Here is a 14,182-nt window from a genome sequence, read left to right on the forward strand (position 1 = left end):
TCGTCCTCCCGCTCCCGCGCTTCGTGGGCGCCCGACGGACCCCCGCCGGGCGCGAGAGGCCACGAGGAGCCTCCTCCGCATCGGATCGGAGGAGCTCCGCGTTGGGGCCTCTAGGCGAAGGGCGTCGGCACGATCCCGTAGGGGGCGAGGCCGGCCGCGCCGCCGTCGGCGAGCGTGGTGACCCAGATGCCGTCGTGGTGCACGGCGACGGAGTGCTCCCAGTGGGCGGCCATGCTGCTGTCCTCGGTCGCGACCGTCCACTCGTCCTCGCGGACGAAGGTCTCGGCGCTGCCCGCGGTGACCATCGGCTCGATCGCGACGACGAGTCCCGGCTTCACCTCGGGGCCGCGCTGGCGCACCCGGTAGTTGAAGACCGGCGGAGCCTCGTGCATGGTGCGCCCGATGCCGTGGCCGATGTAGTCGGTGAGGATGCCGTAGACGCGGCCCGAGCGCTCGGCCTCGTCCTCGATGTACTCCTCGATCGCCGCGCCGACCTCGTTGAGATGGCGGGCGGAGGCAAGGGCGGCGATCCCCCGCCACAGGGATCCCTCGGTCACCCGCGAGAGCTCGGCGCGTGCCGCGACCTCCTCCGGGCGGGAGGGATCGGGCAGGACCACCGTCATCGCGGAGTCGCCGTTCCAGCCGTCGATCTCGGCGCCGCTGTCGACGGAGACCAGGTCGCCCGGCTCGAGCACGCGCCCGCCGGGGATGCCGTGGACCACCTCGTCGTTGACCGAGGCGCAGATCGTGTGCCGGTAGCCCGGGACGAGCTGGAAGTTCGAGTGGCCGCCGAGCGCGACGATCGCCGCCTCGGCGATCGCGTCGAGCTCGAGCGTGGTGACGCCCGGGCGGACCGCCGCGCGGACCGCGTCGAGCGAGGCGGCCGTGGCGAGGCCCGGAGCGAGCATCGACCGCAGCTGCGCGGGCGTCTTGTAGAGCGAGGAGCGGAACGCCACGGCTCAGGCGGCCGGGGTGTCGAGGCGGCCCACGCGGTGGCCCTCGAGGGCGACGACGATCCGCTCGGTCACCTCGTCGACCGGCCCGAGGCCGTCGACCACGACCACGAGCCCGCGGGCCGCGTAGACGTCGATGAGCGGAGCGGTCTGCTCCTCGTAGAGCGCGAGTCGGCGCCGGATGACGTCCTCGGTGTCGTCGCTGCGCCCCTGCTCGAGCGAGCGCTTGAGAAGGCGGCCGACGACCTCGTCGGGATCGGCCGTCAGCTGGACGACCGCGTCGAGCCGGTTGTCGTCCGCGGCGAGGATGCGGTCGAGCTCGTCGACCTGCTCCGTGGTGCGCGGGTAGCCGTCGAGCAGGAACCCGGTCGACGCGTCCGCCTCCTGGAGGCGGTCGTGCACGATCGCGTTGGTCAGCTCGTCCGGCACGTAGCGCCCGTTGTCGAGGTAGGCCTTCGCCTGGAGACCGAGCTCGGTCTCGTTGGCGACGTTCGCGCGGAAGATGTCCCCGGTCGAGATGGCGGGCACCCGGAGGATGTCGCTCAGCCGAGCGGCCTGGGTCCCCTTGCCTGCGCCGGGAGGGCCGATCAGCAGGAGACGGAAGCCGATCGGGTGCGACGTCATCGGAGGAGTCCTTCGTAGTGGCGCTGCTGCAGCTGGGAGTCGATCTGCTTCACCGTCTCCAGGCCGACTCCGACGATGATCAGGATGGACGTGCCGCCGAAGGGGAAGTTCTGGTTCGCACCGACCAGCGCGAGGGCCACGAGGGGCACGAGCGCGATGAGGCCGAGGTAGACCGACCCGGGCAGCGTCACCCGGGTGAGCACGTAGTTGAGGTACTCGGCGGTCGGGCGGCCGGCGCGGATGCCGGGGATGAAGCCGCCGTAGCGCTTCATGTTGTCGGCGACCTCGTCCGGGTTGAAGGTGATCGCGACGTAGAAGTAGGTGAAGCCCACGATCAGGAGGAAGTACAGCGCCATGTAGAGCGGGTGATCGCCCTTGGTGAGGTAGTTCGTGATCCAGGTGACCCAGACCGGAGCCTCCTGGCCAGCGGCGGGCTGGTTGAACTGCGCGATGAGCGCGGGCAGGTACAGCAGCGACGAGGCGAAGATGACGGGCACGACGCCGGCCATGTTGACCTTGATCGGGATGTAGGTGTTGTTGCCGCCGTAGGTGCGGCGGCCGACCATCCGCTTGGCGTACTGCACGGGGATCCGCCGCTGCGACTGCTCCACGAAGACCACGGCGACCACGAGCACGAGGCCCACGCCGAGGACGAGGAGGAAGGTCTCGAAGCCGCGCGACTGCGCGATCGACCACAGGGAGGTGGGGAACTGGGCGGCGATCGAGGTGAAGATCAGCAGCGACATGCCGTTGCCGATGCCGCGCTCGGTGATGAGCTCGCCCATCCACATGATGATCCCGGTGCCCGCGGTCATGGTGATGACCATGAGGAGGATGGAGTACCACTCGTCGGTGATGATGAGCGCCGAGCACTCCGGGACGCCGGAGTTGCCGAAGAGGGCGCCCGAGCGGGCGACGGTGATCAGCGTCGTCGACTGGAGGACGCCGAGCGCGATGGTGAGGTACCGCGTGTACTGGGTGAGCTTGCCCTGACCGGACTGCCCCTCCTTGTACAGCGTCTCGAAGTGAGGGATGACCACGCGCAGCAGCTGCACGATGATCGACGCCGTGATGTACGGCATGATCCCGAGCGCGAAGATCGACAGCTGGAGCAGTGCTCCACCGCTGAAGAGGTTCACGAGCTCGTAGAGACCCGAGGTGCCCTGGTTGCCGGCGAGACAGGCCTGCACGGCGCTGAAGTCGACGAACGGAGCAGGGATGAAGGATCCCAGCCGGAAGATCGCCACGATCGCGAGGGTGAAGCCGATCTTGCGGCGGAGGTCGGGGGTGCGGAAGATCCGCGCAACGGCGCCAAACACTACCTAAGGTCTCCTGCTCAATTCTGTGGTGCGGGATACAGGTCGAGCTTGCCACGCACTCCCGGAGGGAGTCGGCGTGGCAAGCTCGACCGACAAGCTGCTGGTGCTACTTGATGGATCCGCCCGCAGCGACGATCTTCTGCTCGGCAGAGCTGGAGACCTTGTCGACCGCGACGTTCAGCTTAACCGCAATGTCGCCGTCCCCGAGGACTTTGACCTTCTCGTTCTTGCGGACAGCACCCTTGGCGACCAGGTCGCCGATGGTGACGTCGCCGCCCTGGGGGTAGAGCTCCGCGAGAGCGGACAGGTTCACGACCTGGTACTCGACCCGGAACGGGTTCTTGAAACCGCGGAGCTTCGGGGTGCGCATGTGCAGCGGCATCTGCCCACCCTCGAAGCCGACGCGCACCTGGTAGCGGGCCTTGGTGCCCTTGGTGCCGCGACCGGCGGTCTTTCCCTTGGAGCCCTCACCGCGACCCACGCGGGTCTTGGCCTTCTTGGCTCCGGCAGCGGGGCGGAGGTGGTGGACCTTGAGCACGTGCTCCTTGGTCGCCGGCGCCGCCGCGCCCTTCGTGGTGGTCGCCTGCGCGGGAGTCGTGGACTCCGCGGCGGCGGCCTTCTTCGTCTCAGCCATTAGTCAATCTCCTCGACCTTCACCAGGTGGGCGACGGTCTTCACGTATCCGCGGTTCTGGGCGTTGTCCTCGCGGACGACGCTCTGACCGATCTTCCTGAGGCCGAGCGAGCGCAGCGTGTCGCGCTGGTACTGCTTCTCGCTGACCTTCGACTTGATCTGGGTCACTTTGAGCTGGGCCATCAGGCACCTGCCTTCGCGTTGGACGCGGCGGCGAGGGCGTCGGCCTCGGCACGGACGAGACGTGCCGGCGCGACCTGGTCGAAGTCGAGACCACGACGAGCGGCGACGGCGCGCGGCTCCTCGAGCTGCTTCAGAGCCTCGACGGTCGCGTGGACGATGTTGATGGTGTTCGACGAGCCGAGCGACTTGCTCAGGACGTCGTGGATGCCGGCGCACTCGAGGACGGCGCGGACGGGACCGCCGGCGATGACACCGGTACCCGCGGCGGCGGGGCGCAGGAGCACCACACCGGCGGCGGCCTCACCCTGGACGGGGTGCGGGATGGTCGAGGCGACGCGGGGGACGCGGAAGAAGTTCTTCTTCGCCTCCTCGACGCCCTTGGAGATGGCGGTCGGGACCTCGCGGGCCTTGCCGTAGCCGACGCCCACCAGCCCGTTGCCGTCTCCGACGACCACGAGCGCGGTGAAGCTGAAGCGACGGCCGCCCTTGACGACCTTCGACACGCGGTTGATGGTCACGACGCGCTCGAGGAACTGGCTCTTCTCGGCGTCACGGCCACCGCGGTCGCGGCCACCCTGGTTGCGGTCGCGGCCGCCGCGGCGGGGCTCACGAGCCTCCTGCTGCGGCTGCGTGGACGCAGCGGTCTCGACGGGGGCCTCCGACACAGCGGCGACCTCGGGTTCCTTGTTCTCTGCGGCGCTCACAGGTTGAGCCCTGCCTCTCGTGCTCCATCGGCGATCGCGGCGACGCGACCGGCGTACTTGTTGCCTCCGCGGTCGAAGACGACCGCCTCGACACCGGCGTTCTTGGCGCGCTCGGCGACGAGCTCGCCGACCTTGCGGGCCTTGGCGGTCTTGTCGCCGTCGAACACGCGCAGGTCGGCCTCGAGGGTCGACGCCGACGCGAGGGTGCGGCCCTGAGCGTCGTCGACGACCTGCACGAAGACGTGGCGGGCCGAGCGGTTGACGACGAGGCGGGGGCGCTCGGCGGATCCGACGACCTTCTTGCGCAGACGGTCGTGACGACGACCGCGCGCAGCGGACTTGCTCTTTCCTCTGGTTCCGAGTCCCATGATCACTTACCGCTCTTTCCGGCCTTGCGGCGAACGACCTCGCCGGCGTAGCGCACGCCCTTGCCCTTGTAGGGCTCGGGCTTGCGGATCTTACGAATGTTGGCGGCCACCTCACCGACGGCCTGCTTCGAGATGCCGTGCACGGTGAGCTTGTTGTTGCCCTCGACCGTGAACGAGATGCCCGCGGGCGGGGTGACGACGACCGGGTGCGAGAAGCCGAGCGCGAACTCGATGTCCGAGCCCTTCGCCAGCACGCGGTAACCGGTTCCAACGACCTCGAGGCCCTTGGAGTAGCCCTGCGTGACACCGATGATGTCGTTCGCGATGAGCGTGCGGGTGAGGCCGTGGAGCGAGCGCGACTCGCGCTCGTCATCGGGACGCGAGACCAGCACCTGGCCGTTCTCGACGGACACCTGGATGGGGCTGGCGACCGAGACGGTCAGCTCGCCCTTGGGGCCCTTGACGGTCACAGCGGACCCGGCGACGGAGACGTCGACGCCCGCCGGGATCTCGATGGGGAGTCTTCCAATACGCGACATGAGGGGTTACCACACGTAGGCGAGGACTTCCCCACCCACGCCCTTCTTCTCGGCCTGGCGGTCGGTCAGGAGACCGCTCGAGGTGGACAGGATGGCGACGCCGAGGCCGCCGAGCACGGTGGGGATCTCGGCCGACTTCGCGTACACGCGGAGTCCGGGCTTCGAGACCCGCTTGATGCCGGCGATCGAGCGCTCGCGGTTCGGGCCGTACTTGAGGGAGATGGAGAGCGTCGTGCCGACGCGCGCCTCCTCGACCTTCCAGTCGGCGATGTAGCCCTCGGTCTTGAGGATCTCGGCGATGTTCGCCTTGAGCTTCGAGCCCGGGAGGGTGATGGAGTCGTGGTGCGCGGAGTTCGCGTTACGGATTCTGGTCAGCAGATCTGCGACCGGATCAGTCATGGTCATGGCTGATGGTGCCTTTCTCGCCTGGTTTCGGCACCCTTTACAAGAGTGACGACCTGTGGTGTGGGACGGCGCCGACGACGTCGACGCCCATGCGGCCGCGCGAACGCAGGCCAACGAGCCATGCTACATGGCCGAGGTCCTGCGGTCGAGGGCCGATCGTGCACGGGATCCGGGGATCCCGCGTGGCGCCCGCCGCCGGCTCCGGACGGACCGGTCCGGCGGCGGACGCACGACGAGGCCGGAGGGCGGTTCTCACCGTCCCCCGGCCTCGAGGCTTGCTGCTTACGCGTTGTCCGACGACTTGAACGGGAAGCCGAGCTGCTTGAGCAGCGCGCGACCCTCGTCGTCGGTCTTGGCGGTGGTCACGACGGTCACGTCGAAGCCGCGGACGCGGTCGATGCGGTCCTGGTCGATCTCGTGGAAGATCGACTGCTCCGTGATGCCGAAGGTGTAGTTGCCGTTGCCGTCGAACTGGCGGTCCGACAGCCCGCGGAAGTCGCGGATGCGGGGCAGCGCCACCGAGAGCAGGCGGTCCAGGAACTCCCAGGCGCGGTCGCCCCGGAGGGTGACGTGAGCGCCGATGGCCTGACCCTCGCGCAGCTTGAACTGCGCGATGGACTTGCGGGCCTTGGTGACCTGCGGCTTCTGACCGGTGATGGCGGTGAGGTCCTTGACCGCGCCGTCGATGATCTTGCCGTCGCGGGCGGCCTCACCGACACCGGTGTTGACGACGACCTTGACCAGGCCGGGGACCTGGTGGACGTTGCCGAAGCCGAACTGCTCCTTGAGAGCGGGGATGATGTCGGCCTGGTACTTGGCCTTGAGCCGCGGCTGAACCTTCGCAGCCACTGCGGTGGTGTCAGTCATTACAGTTCCTCACCCGACGCCTTCGCGTAGCGCACGCGAACGGTCTTGGTCACGCCGTCCTTGGTGACGGCCACGTTGCGGTGGCCGACCCGGGTCGGCTTCTTGGTCTTCGGGTCGACGAGCGCGACGTTGGAGATGTGGATCGAGGCCTCGACGGTCTCGATGCCGCCCTCCTTCGAGCCGCGCTGCGTCTGGCCGACGCGGACGTGCTTCTTGACGAAGTTCACGCCCTCGACGACGACGCGGTTGCGCTCGACCAGCACCTCGAGGACCTTGCCCTGCTTGCCGCGGTCTCCACCGCGGGCCTGGGTAGCGCCCGAGATGACCTGGACGAGGTCACCCTTCTTGATCTTGGCCATGACTAGATAACCTCCGGTGCCAGCGAGACGATCTTCATGAACTTCTTGTCGCGGAGCTCGCGACCGACCGGTCCGAAGATGCGGGTGCCACGGGGGTCCCCGTCGTTCTTGAGGATGACGGCGGCGTTCTCGTCGAACTTGATGTACGAGCCGTCGGCGCGACGGGTCTGCTTGATGGTGCGGACGATGACGGCCTTGACCACGTCGCCCTTCTTCACGTTGCCACCGGGGATCGCGTCCTTGACGGTGGCGACGATGATGTCACCGAGGCCCGCGTAGCGGCGGCCGGAGCCTCCGAGGACGCGGATGGTGAGGAGCATCTTGGCGCCGGTGTTGTCGGCGACCTTGACTCGGGATTCTTGCTGAAGCATGTGTCTCTCCTGCTAACTCAAGTAGGCCGCGGCCTACTTGGCCTTCTCGAGGATCTCGACCAGGCGCCAGCGCTTGGTGGCGCTGAGGGGACGGGTCTCGCTGATGACGACGGAGTCGCCGATGCCGGCGGAGTTCAGCTCGTCGTGGACCTTGACCTTGGACGTACGGCGGATGACCTTGCCGTACAGCGGGTGCTTCACCCGGTCCTCGACCTCGACGACGATGGTCTTGTCCATCTTGTCGCTGGTGACGTAGCCGCGACGGGTCTTGCGGTATCCGCGAGCGCCCGCCTCCTTCACGTCGTGGGCGGCCGACTCGTGGCCGGCGCTGTCATTGACGGTTGCCATTACTTGGCCTCCTCGTTCGACTCGGTCGCCTCGACCTCGGCCTTGGCGGCCTTCTTGGTCTTCGGCTTCTTCTCCGCCTTGGCCGGGGCCTCGACGGGTGCGGGGGTGGCGCGGATGCCCAGCTCGCGCTCACGGATGACCGTGTAGATGCGGGCGATGTCGCGCTTGACGGCACGCAGGCGGCCGTTGGTGTCCAGCTGACCGGTGGCCGACTGGAAGCGGAGGTTGAACAGCTCCTCCTTGGCCTTCTTCAGCTCGGTGACGAGACGCTCGTCCTCGTAGGTGTCGAGCTCGGCGGGGGCGAGCTCCTTGGATCCGATCGCCATTACGCGTCTCCCTCCTCGCGCTTGATGATGCGTGCCTTGAGGGGCAGCTTATGGATGGCACGGGTCATGGCCTCACGAGCGAGCTGCTCGTCGACGCCGGCGACCTCGAAGAGGACGCGACCCGGCTTGACGTTCGCGACCCACCACTCCGGCGAGCCCTTACCGGAACCCATGCGGGTCTCGGCGGGCTTCTTGGTGAGCGGACGGTCGGGGTAGATGTTGATCCACACCTTTCCGCCGCGCTTGATGTGACGCGTCATCGCGATACGAGCGGACTCGATCTGACGGTTGGTCACGTAGGCGGGGGTGAGGGCCTGGATGCCGAACTCACCGAACGACACCTTGGTGCCACCGGTGGCCTGGCCGGACCGGCCCGGGTGGTGCTGCTTGCGGTGCTTGACTCGACGCGGAATCAACATGGTTATGCCTCAACTCCTGCTGCGACGGGCGCCTCGCTCTGCTGGCGGGGTGCACGGCGCGGACGGTCGCTGCGCTCGGGGCGCGACGACTTGCTGTTCGCCTGCTCGCGGGCGAGCTCCTTGTTGGTGATGTCGCCCTTGTAGATCCAGACCTTCACGCCGATGCGGCCGAAGGTGGTCTTCGCCTCGTAGAAGCCGTAGTCGATGTTCGCGCGGAGGGTGTGCAGCGGCACGCGTCCCTCGCGGTAGAACTCCGAGCGGCTCATCTCGGCGCCGCCGAGGCGGCCGGAGACCTGGATGCGGACGCCCTTGGCGCCGGCGCGCTGAGCACCCTGCAGGCCCTTGCGCATCGCGCGGCGGAAGGCCACGCGGGCGGAGAGCTGCTCGGCGATGCCCTGGGCGACCAGCTGCGCCTCGGCCTCGGGGTTCTTGACCTCGAGGATGTTCAGCTGGATCTGCTTGCCCGTGAGCTTCTCGAGGTCGGCGCGGATGCGCTCGGCCTCGGCGCCGCGGCGGCCGATCACGATGCCCGGGCGGGCGGTGTGGATGTCGACGCGGACGCGGTCACGGGTGCGCTCGATCTCGATGCGGGCGACGCCCGCACGGTCGAGCTGCGTGGCGAGGAGTCGGCGGATCTTGACGTCCTCGGCGAGGTAGTCGCTGTACCGCTGGCCCTTCTTGGTGCTGTCGGAGAACCAGCGCGACACGTGGTCGGTGGTGATTCCCAGACGGAAACCGTAGGGGTTTACTTTCTGACCCATTACTTGGTCCCCTCCTCAGGAGTGGCCAGCACGACGGTGATGTGGCTGGTGCGCTTGTTGATGCGGAAGGCACGACCCTGAGCACGGGGCTGGAATCGCTTGAGGGTGGTTCCCTCATCGACGAAGGCGCGGGACACGATCAGGTCCTGGTCGTCGAGGTACTCGTTCGAGGCATCGGCCTTGACGCGAGCGTTGGCCATCGCCGAGGCGACGAGCTTGTAGACGGGCTCGGACGCACCCTGCGGCGCGAACTTCAGGATGGCCAGTGCCTCCTGAGCCTGCTTCCCGCGGATCAGGTTCACGACACGGCGAGCCTTCTGGGGGGTGACGCGGATGTGTCGCACGCGTGCGATCGACTCCACCATTTCTCTCCTCCTTCTCGTCGCCGCGTCAGCGGCGACGGCCCTTCTTGTCGTCCTTCTCGTGACCGCGGAAGGTCCGAGTGGGGGCGAACTCGCCGAGCTTGTGGCCGACCATGGTCTCGGTCACGAACACGGGGATGTGCTTGCGACCGTCGTGGACCGCGATGGTGTGACCCAGCATCGCCGGGATGATCATCGAACGGCGCGACCAGGTCTTGATGACGTTCTTGTTGCCGGCTTCGTTGGCCGTGAACACCTTGCGGAGCAGGTGGTCGTCAACGAAGGGGCCCTTCTTGAGACTGCGAGGCATCTTCTACAACTCCTACTTGCGCTTCTTACCGGCGGTGCGGCGGCGAACGATGAGCTTGTCGCTCTCCTTGTTGGGGCGACGGGTGCGTCCCTCGGACTGACCCCACGGGCTGACCGGGTGGCGTCCACCGGAGGTCTTGCCCTCTCCACCACCGTGCGGGTGGTCGACCGGGTTCATCGCGACACCGCGGACGGTCGGGCGGACGCCCTTCCAGCGCATGCGGCCGGCCTTGCCCCAGTTGATGTTCGACTGCTCGGCGTTGCCGACCTCGCCGATCGTGGCGCGGCAGCGCGCGTCGACGTTGCGAATCTCGCCCGACGGCAGGCGGAGCTGCGCGTAGGGGCCGTCCTTGGCGACGAGGCGGACCGAGGTGCCGGCCGAGCGGGCGAGCTTGGCGCCGCCTCCCGGCTTGATCTCGATGGCGTGGATGACCGTACCGGTCGGGATGTTGCGCAGCGGCAGGTTGTTGCCGGGCTTGATGTCGGCGCCGGCGCCCGACTCCACGACGTCGCCCTGCGAGAGCTTGTTCGGGGCCAGGATGTAGCGCTTGGTGCCGTCCACGAAGTGGAGCAGCGCGATGCGCGCCGTGCGGTTGGGGTCGTACTCGATGTGAGCGACCTTGGCGTTGACGCCGTCCTTGTCGTTGCGACGGAAGTCGATCAGACGGTACTGGCGCTTGTGGCCACCACCGATGTGACGCGTCGTGATGCGGCCGGAGTTGTTGCGGCCACCGGTCTTGGACAGCGGGCGCAGGAGCGACTTCTCAGGCGTCGAGCGGGTGATCTCGGCGAAGTCGGCAACGCTGGAGCCGCGGCGACCGGGGGTCGTGGGCTTGTACTTACGAATAGCCATTGTCTGTTTCCTCTACGCTTCTTCGGCTCAGCCGACGCTCGTGAAGATGTCGATGGAGCCGGACTTCAGCGTGACGATCGCGCGCTTGGTGTCCTTGCGCTTGCCGGTGCCGAACTTCGTGCGGCGGGTCTTGCCCTGGCGGTTCAGCGTGTTGATCGACGCGACCTCGACGCCGAAGATCTTCTCGATGGCGAGCTTGATCTCGGTCTTGTTCGAACGCGGGTCGACCACGAAGGTGTACTTGCCCTCGTCGATCAGGCCGTAGGACTTCTCCGAGACCACCGGGGAGATGATGACGTCGCGGGGGTCCTTGTTGAACGCGGCGGACTGGCTCATGCGTTCACCTCTTCCTTGTTGGACTCGACGCCCGACTTGGCCGCGATGAACGCGTCGAGCGCGCCCTTCGAGAACACGATGTCGTCGGAGACGAGCACGTCGTACGCGTTGAGCTGGTCGGCCGGCAGGATGTGCACGAACGGCACGTTGCGGAGCGAGAGCTCGGCGATGTAGTCGTCGCGCTCGAGCACCACGAGGACGTTGCGCGACACCGAGAGAGCGTCGAGCAGGACGAGGACGTCCTTGGTCCGGGGGGTGTCGCCGAGGGCGAGGGACTCGACCACGTGGATGCGGGCACCGCGGGCGCGGTCCGAGAGAGCACCGAGCAGAGCCGCGGCGATCATCTTCTTGGGGGTGCGCTGCGCGTAGCTTCGGGGGGTCGGTCCGTGGACCACGCCACCGCCGGTCATGTGCGGGGCGCGGATCGAGCCCTGACGAGCGCGACCGGTTCCCTTCTGCTTGAACGGCTTGCGACCGGCTCCGGAGACCTCACCGCGGTTCTTCGTCTTGTGGGTTCCCTGGCGCGCCGCGGCGAGCTGGGCCACGACGACCTGGTGGATGAGGGGGATGTTGGTCTGGACGTCGAAGAGCGCGGCGGGGAGCTCGACCGAGCCCGCCTTCTGGCCCTTGACGTCGATGATGTCGACAGAGGTAGCCATGGAACTACGCTCCCTTCACGGCGTTGCGAACGAACACGAGGCGACCGCGGGCACCGGGGACGGCGCCCTTGACGAGCAGCAGGCCCTTCTCGGCGTCGACGGAGTGCACCTTGAGGTTGAGCACGGTGACGCGCTCGCCACCCATGCGACCGGCCATGCGCATGCCCTTGAAGACACGGCTGGGGGTCGAGGAGGCGCCGATGGAGCCGGGCTTGCGGTGGTTGCGGTGCGAACCGTGCGAAGCCGAGACGCCCTTGAAGTTGTGACGCTTCATGACACCGGCGAAGCCCTTGCCCTTGCTGGTGCCGACGACGTCGACCTTGGTACCGGCCTCGAAGACGGCGTCCACGGTCAGCTCCTGGCCTGCCGAGTAGTCGGCGGCGTCGGAGGTGCGGACCTCGGTGAGGTGGCGGCGGGGGGTGACGCCCGCGGCATCGAAGTGACCGGCGGCGGGCTTGTTCACCTTGCGCGGGTCGATCGCACCGGCAGCGAGCTGGACGGCGGTGTAGCCGTCCTTCTCCTCCGTGCGGACCTGGGTCACGACGTTGGGGCTGATCTCGATGACGGTGACCGGCACGAGCTTGTTGTTCTCATCCCAGACCTGGGTCATTCCGAGCTTGGTGCCGAGGAGCCCCTTGCTGGTCTTCAGCGTGGGGGAAACAGTGACAGACATGGTGGCACTCCTCCTTAGAGCTTGATCTCGATGTTGACGTCGGCCGGCAGGTCGAGGCGCATGAGCGAGTCGACGGCCTTGGGCGTCGGGTCGATGATGTCGATGAGGCGCTTGTGGGTGCGCATCTCGAAGTGCTCGCGGCTGTCCTTGTACTTGTGGGGAGAACGGATCACGCAGACCACGTTCTTCTCGGTCGGCAGCGGCACGGGGCCGACCACCGTTGCACCGGCACGGGTGACCGTGTCGACGATCTTGCGCGCCGACGTGTCGATGACCTCGTGGTCGTACGACTTCAGTCGGATGCGGATCTTCTGTCCCGCCATGTGTGATCTCTCACTCTCTTGTTATTGCGTCGTACGCGACTCCCCCGGCCGGAGCCGGACTCGTCTCGCATTGGACGCGCTCGCGAAGGAACTCCGGTGACCCGGAAAAGTGCAACCAGTGTTCTTCTGTCAAAAGCACCGCACCCCTGGGGCGCTCCGATCGGCGTGCAGAACGCACGACGCACGGAGAACCCGTTGAGATGTCGGTTGTTGTCGTTCTGCTACCCGCCGCCTCGACGTCGCATCCGCGTGGCCGCCCTCTCGGGTCGAGCCTCCGCGATGCCGTCTCGGCACTGCCTGGCAGTGTCCCCCTCCGAGCAGCACGCCGCCCGAGAGGAAATTTTGAACTAGAAGAGTCTCCCACAGATGCCCCACCCCTGCAACCCGGGCGTGTCGCGCCGGAGGACTCCTCCGCGAGCACGTCGTGACGGTCCTGGGGAGCCGGTCGCTCCGAGCAGCAGCGAGGGTCGGAGCGCCTCCCCCGCTACTCGAAGAGCAGCGCCCGGACGGCGGTCTCGGCCGACGCGGGGCGCGACGCGTCGATGGTCTCGCCGGCGCGGAAGTGGTCCAGCAGCCGCGGGTCGACGTAGCTGGCGCGGGCGACCGTCGGCGTGTTCCCGAGCACGTCCGAGGCGTCGCGCATCGCCTGGGCGATCGCGGAGTTCCGAGCGCGCTGCGTGGCCTGCGGGCCCGACTTCGCCAGGCTCAGCGCGGCCGCGACCGTGCCGTGCAGAGTGCGGAAGTCCTTCGCCGTGAAGTCGTCGCCGGCGCGCTCGCGCACGTAGTCGTTGATCTCGGGCGCCGAGACCGGCCGCCACTCCCGCCCGTCCTTCCAGGCGAGCAGGCGGGCGTTCGGCCCACGACGCTTGAGAGCACGGACGACGCGCGAGAGGTCGTGGTCGAGGATCTCGCTCGTCCACGCCTGATGGCTCTTCCCGGGGAAGGCGAGGGCGACCCGGTCCCCGTGGGTCGTGGCGTGCGCGCACAGGAGCGTCGAGAGGCCGATGCTGCCGTGCTCCTTCGCGTACCTCTCGCTGCCGACGCGGAGCGATCCGGTGTCGAGCATCCGGAAGGCGGTGGCCAGCGCGCGCTCGCGGCTGGGTCCGTCCGAGCGGAGGGCGATGGTCACGGCCCGGCGCGCCCCGGGCAGGGCCTCCGCGAGCCGCAGCGCCCGGTCGAACTTGATCCGGTCCTTCTGCTCGCGCCAGGTCGGATGGTAGATGTACTGGCGGCGGCCGGCGGAGTCGACGCCGGTGGCCTGGATGTGCCCGTTGGGGTACGGGGCGATCCAGACGTCCGTCCAGGCCGGCGGGATGCCGAGACGGTCGAAGCGCGCGCGTAGCTCCTTGTCGGCGACGGTCGCGCCCTTCGGGTCGCGGTAGCTGAAGCCGGAGCCCGCGCGCACCCGGGTGTAGCCGCGCCCGCTCGAATCGGTCCTGCGGAGTCGTTGCGCGCGAGTGTCAGCCATCGATCCGACGATAGGACGGC

24 protein-coding genes are annotated in these 14,182 nt (G+C 68.0%); all 24 read right to left on the reverse strand.

Features of this window, described 5'->3' with window-relative positions; all coding sequences use genetic code 11:
* Nucleotides 1-110 precede the first annotated feature (110 nt).
* The 24 genes from map to C5B93_RS11205 all read right to left on the reverse strand — a co-directional run bounded on the left by map (nt 111) and on the right by C5B93_RS11205 (nt 14,162).
* Entirely contained in the window at nt 111-956 is an 846-nt protein-coding gene (map, locus tag C5B93_RS11090; RefSeq protein WP_104292485.1) for a type I methionyl aminopeptidase, read from the reverse strand.
* Nucleotides 957-959: 3 nt separating this feature from the next.
* Nucleotides 960-1,577 (reverse strand): adenylate kinase, encoded by a 618-nt coding sequence (locus tag C5B93_RS11095; protein ID WP_181028829.1) that lies wholly within the window; start codon nt 1,575-1,577, stop codon nt 960-962.
* Nucleotides 1,574-2,896 carry a preprotein translocase subunit SecY gene (gene secY / locus C5B93_RS11100; protein WP_104224557.1) on the reverse strand — a complete coding sequence of 441 codons (1,323 nt, stop codon included), beginning with the start codon at nt 2,894-2,896 and terminating at the stop codon, nt 1,574-1,576. Before secY ends, C5B93_RS11095 begins: the two co-directional genes overlap by 4 nt.
* 106 nt (nt 2,897-3,002) lie before the next feature.
* Entirely contained in the window at nt 3,003-3,530 is a 528-nt protein-coding gene (gene rplO / locus C5B93_RS11105; protein ID WP_104226755.1) for a 50S ribosomal protein L15, read from the reverse strand.
* A complete protein-coding gene (gene rpmD, locus C5B93_RS11110; protein ID WP_181024623.1) occupies nt 3,530-3,712 on the reverse strand; it encodes a 50S ribosomal protein L30 in 183 nt (60 codons plus the stop codon). Before rpmD ends, rplO begins: the two co-directional genes overlap by 1 nt.
* On the reverse strand, nt 3,712-4,416 hold the full coding sequence (rpsE, locus tag C5B93_RS11115) for a 30S ribosomal protein S5 (RefSeq protein WP_104224559.1): 705 nt from the start codon (nt 4,414-4,416) through the stop codon (nt 3,712-3,714). Before rpsE ends, rpmD begins: the two co-directional genes overlap by 1 nt.
* Nucleotides 4,413-4,784, reverse strand: coding sequence for a 50S ribosomal protein L18 (rplR, locus tag C5B93_RS11120; protein WP_056037296.1), 372 nt, complete (start codon nt 4,782-4,784; stop codon nt 4,413-4,415). Before rplR ends, rpsE begins: the two co-directional genes overlap by 4 nt.
* A 2-nt stretch (nt 4,785-4,786) precedes the next feature.
* Nucleotides 4,787-5,323, reverse strand: a complete 537-nt coding sequence (gene rplF, locus C5B93_RS11125; protein ID WP_104224560.1) for a 50S ribosomal protein L6 — start codon at nt 5,321-5,323, stop codon at nt 4,787-4,789.
* Between the two features lie 6 nt (nt 5,324-5,329).
* Entirely contained in the window at nt 5,330-5,728 is a 399-nt protein-coding gene (rpsH, locus tag C5B93_RS11130) for a 30S ribosomal protein S8 (RefSeq protein WP_068209423.1), read from the reverse strand.
* A gap of 282 nt (nt 5,729-6,010) precedes the next feature.
* Nucleotides 6,011-6,595, reverse strand: a complete 585-nt coding sequence (rplE, locus tag C5B93_RS11135) for a 50S ribosomal protein L5 (RefSeq protein ID WP_068209425.1) — start codon at nt 6,593-6,595, stop codon at nt 6,011-6,013.
* Complete coding sequence (gene rplX, locus C5B93_RS11140) at nt 6,595-6,954, reverse strand: 50S ribosomal protein L24 (protein ID WP_104224561.1); 360 nt, start codon at nt 6,952-6,954, stop codon at nt 6,595-6,597. The genes rplE and rplX overlap by 1 nt, the downstream gene beginning before the upstream one ends.
* Before the next feature lie 2 nt (nt 6,955-6,956).
* Nucleotides 6,957-7,325 carry a 50S ribosomal protein L14 gene (rplN, locus tag C5B93_RS11145; RefSeq protein WP_104224562.1) on the reverse strand — a complete coding sequence of 123 codons (369 nt, stop codon included), beginning with the start codon at nt 7,323-7,325 and terminating at the stop codon, nt 6,957-6,959.
* A 33-nt stretch (nt 7,326-7,358) separates the two neighbouring features.
* The gene (gene rpsQ, locus C5B93_RS11150; RefSeq protein WP_104224563.1) at nt 7,359-7,673 is read right to left on the reverse strand and encodes a 30S ribosomal protein S17; all 315 of its coding nucleotides are present in this window, start codon (nt 7,671-7,673) and stop codon (nt 7,359-7,361) included.
* Nucleotides 7,673-7,999, reverse strand: a complete 327-nt coding sequence (rpmC, locus tag C5B93_RS11155; RefSeq protein WP_104224564.1) for a 50S ribosomal protein L29 — start codon at nt 7,997-7,999, stop codon at nt 7,673-7,675. The genes rpsQ and rpmC overlap by 1 nt, the downstream gene beginning before the upstream one ends.
* Nucleotides 7,999-8,418, reverse strand: a complete 420-nt coding sequence (gene rplP, locus C5B93_RS11160; RefSeq protein ID WP_068209436.1) for a 50S ribosomal protein L16 — start codon at nt 8,416-8,418, stop codon at nt 7,999-8,001. Before rplP ends, rpmC begins: the two co-directional genes overlap by 1 nt.
* 2 nt (nt 8,419-8,420) lie before the next feature.
* Nucleotides 8,421-9,179 (reverse strand): 30S ribosomal protein S3, encoded by a 759-nt coding sequence (gene rpsC / locus C5B93_RS11165; RefSeq protein ID WP_068209439.1) that lies wholly within the window; start codon nt 9,177-9,179, stop codon nt 8,421-8,423.
* Nucleotides 9,179-9,544, reverse strand: a complete 366-nt coding sequence (rplV, locus tag C5B93_RS11170; RefSeq protein ID WP_077221988.1) for a 50S ribosomal protein L22 — start codon at nt 9,542-9,544, stop codon at nt 9,179-9,181. Before rplV ends, rpsC begins: the two co-directional genes overlap by 1 nt.
* 25 nt (nt 9,545-9,569) lie before the next feature.
* The gene (gene rpsS / locus C5B93_RS11175; protein WP_055787078.1) at nt 9,570-9,851 is read right to left on the reverse strand and encodes a 30S ribosomal protein S19; all 282 of its coding nucleotides are present in this window, start codon (nt 9,849-9,851) and stop codon (nt 9,570-9,572) included.
* Nucleotides 9,852-9,863: 12 nt separating this feature from the next.
* Nucleotides 9,864-10,703 (reverse strand): 50S ribosomal protein L2, encoded by an 840-nt coding sequence (gene rplB, locus C5B93_RS11180; protein ID WP_068251462.1) that lies wholly within the window; start codon nt 10,701-10,703, stop codon nt 9,864-9,866.
* A gap of 27 nt (nt 10,704-10,730) precedes the next feature.
* On the reverse strand, nt 10,731-11,039 hold the full coding sequence (gene rplW / locus C5B93_RS11185) for a 50S ribosomal protein L23 (RefSeq protein WP_068209445.1): 309 nt from the start codon (nt 11,037-11,039) through the stop codon (nt 10,731-10,733).
* Entirely contained in the window at nt 11,036-11,698 is a 663-nt protein-coding gene (gene rplD / locus C5B93_RS11190; RefSeq protein WP_104224565.1) for a 50S ribosomal protein L4, read from the reverse strand. The genes rplW and rplD overlap by 4 nt, the downstream gene beginning before the upstream one ends.
* A 4-nt stretch (nt 11,699-11,702) precedes the next feature.
* Nucleotides 11,703-12,371: a 50S ribosomal protein L3 gene (gene rplC, locus C5B93_RS11195; RefSeq protein WP_104224566.1), complete on the reverse strand. Its 669-nt coding sequence runs from the start codon at nt 12,369-12,371 to the stop codon at nt 11,703-11,705.
* 14 nt (nt 12,372-12,385) lie between these two features.
* The gene (rpsJ, locus tag C5B93_RS11200; RefSeq protein ID WP_005050520.1) at nt 12,386-12,694 is read right to left on the reverse strand and encodes a 30S ribosomal protein S10; all 309 of its coding nucleotides are present in this window, start codon (nt 12,692-12,694) and stop codon (nt 12,386-12,388) included.
* Nucleotides 12,695-13,178: 484 nt separating this feature from the next.
* Entirely contained in the window at nt 13,179-14,162 is a 984-nt protein-coding gene (locus C5B93_RS11205; protein WP_104292486.1) for a DNA topoisomerase IB, read from the reverse strand.
* Between the last annotated feature and the right edge of the window lie 20 nt (nt 14,163-14,182).

This window comes from Rathayibacter sp. AY1A2, assembly GCF_002930935.1.
GTDB lineage: Bacteria > Actinomycetota > Actinomycetes > Actinomycetales > Microbacteriaceae > Rathayibacter.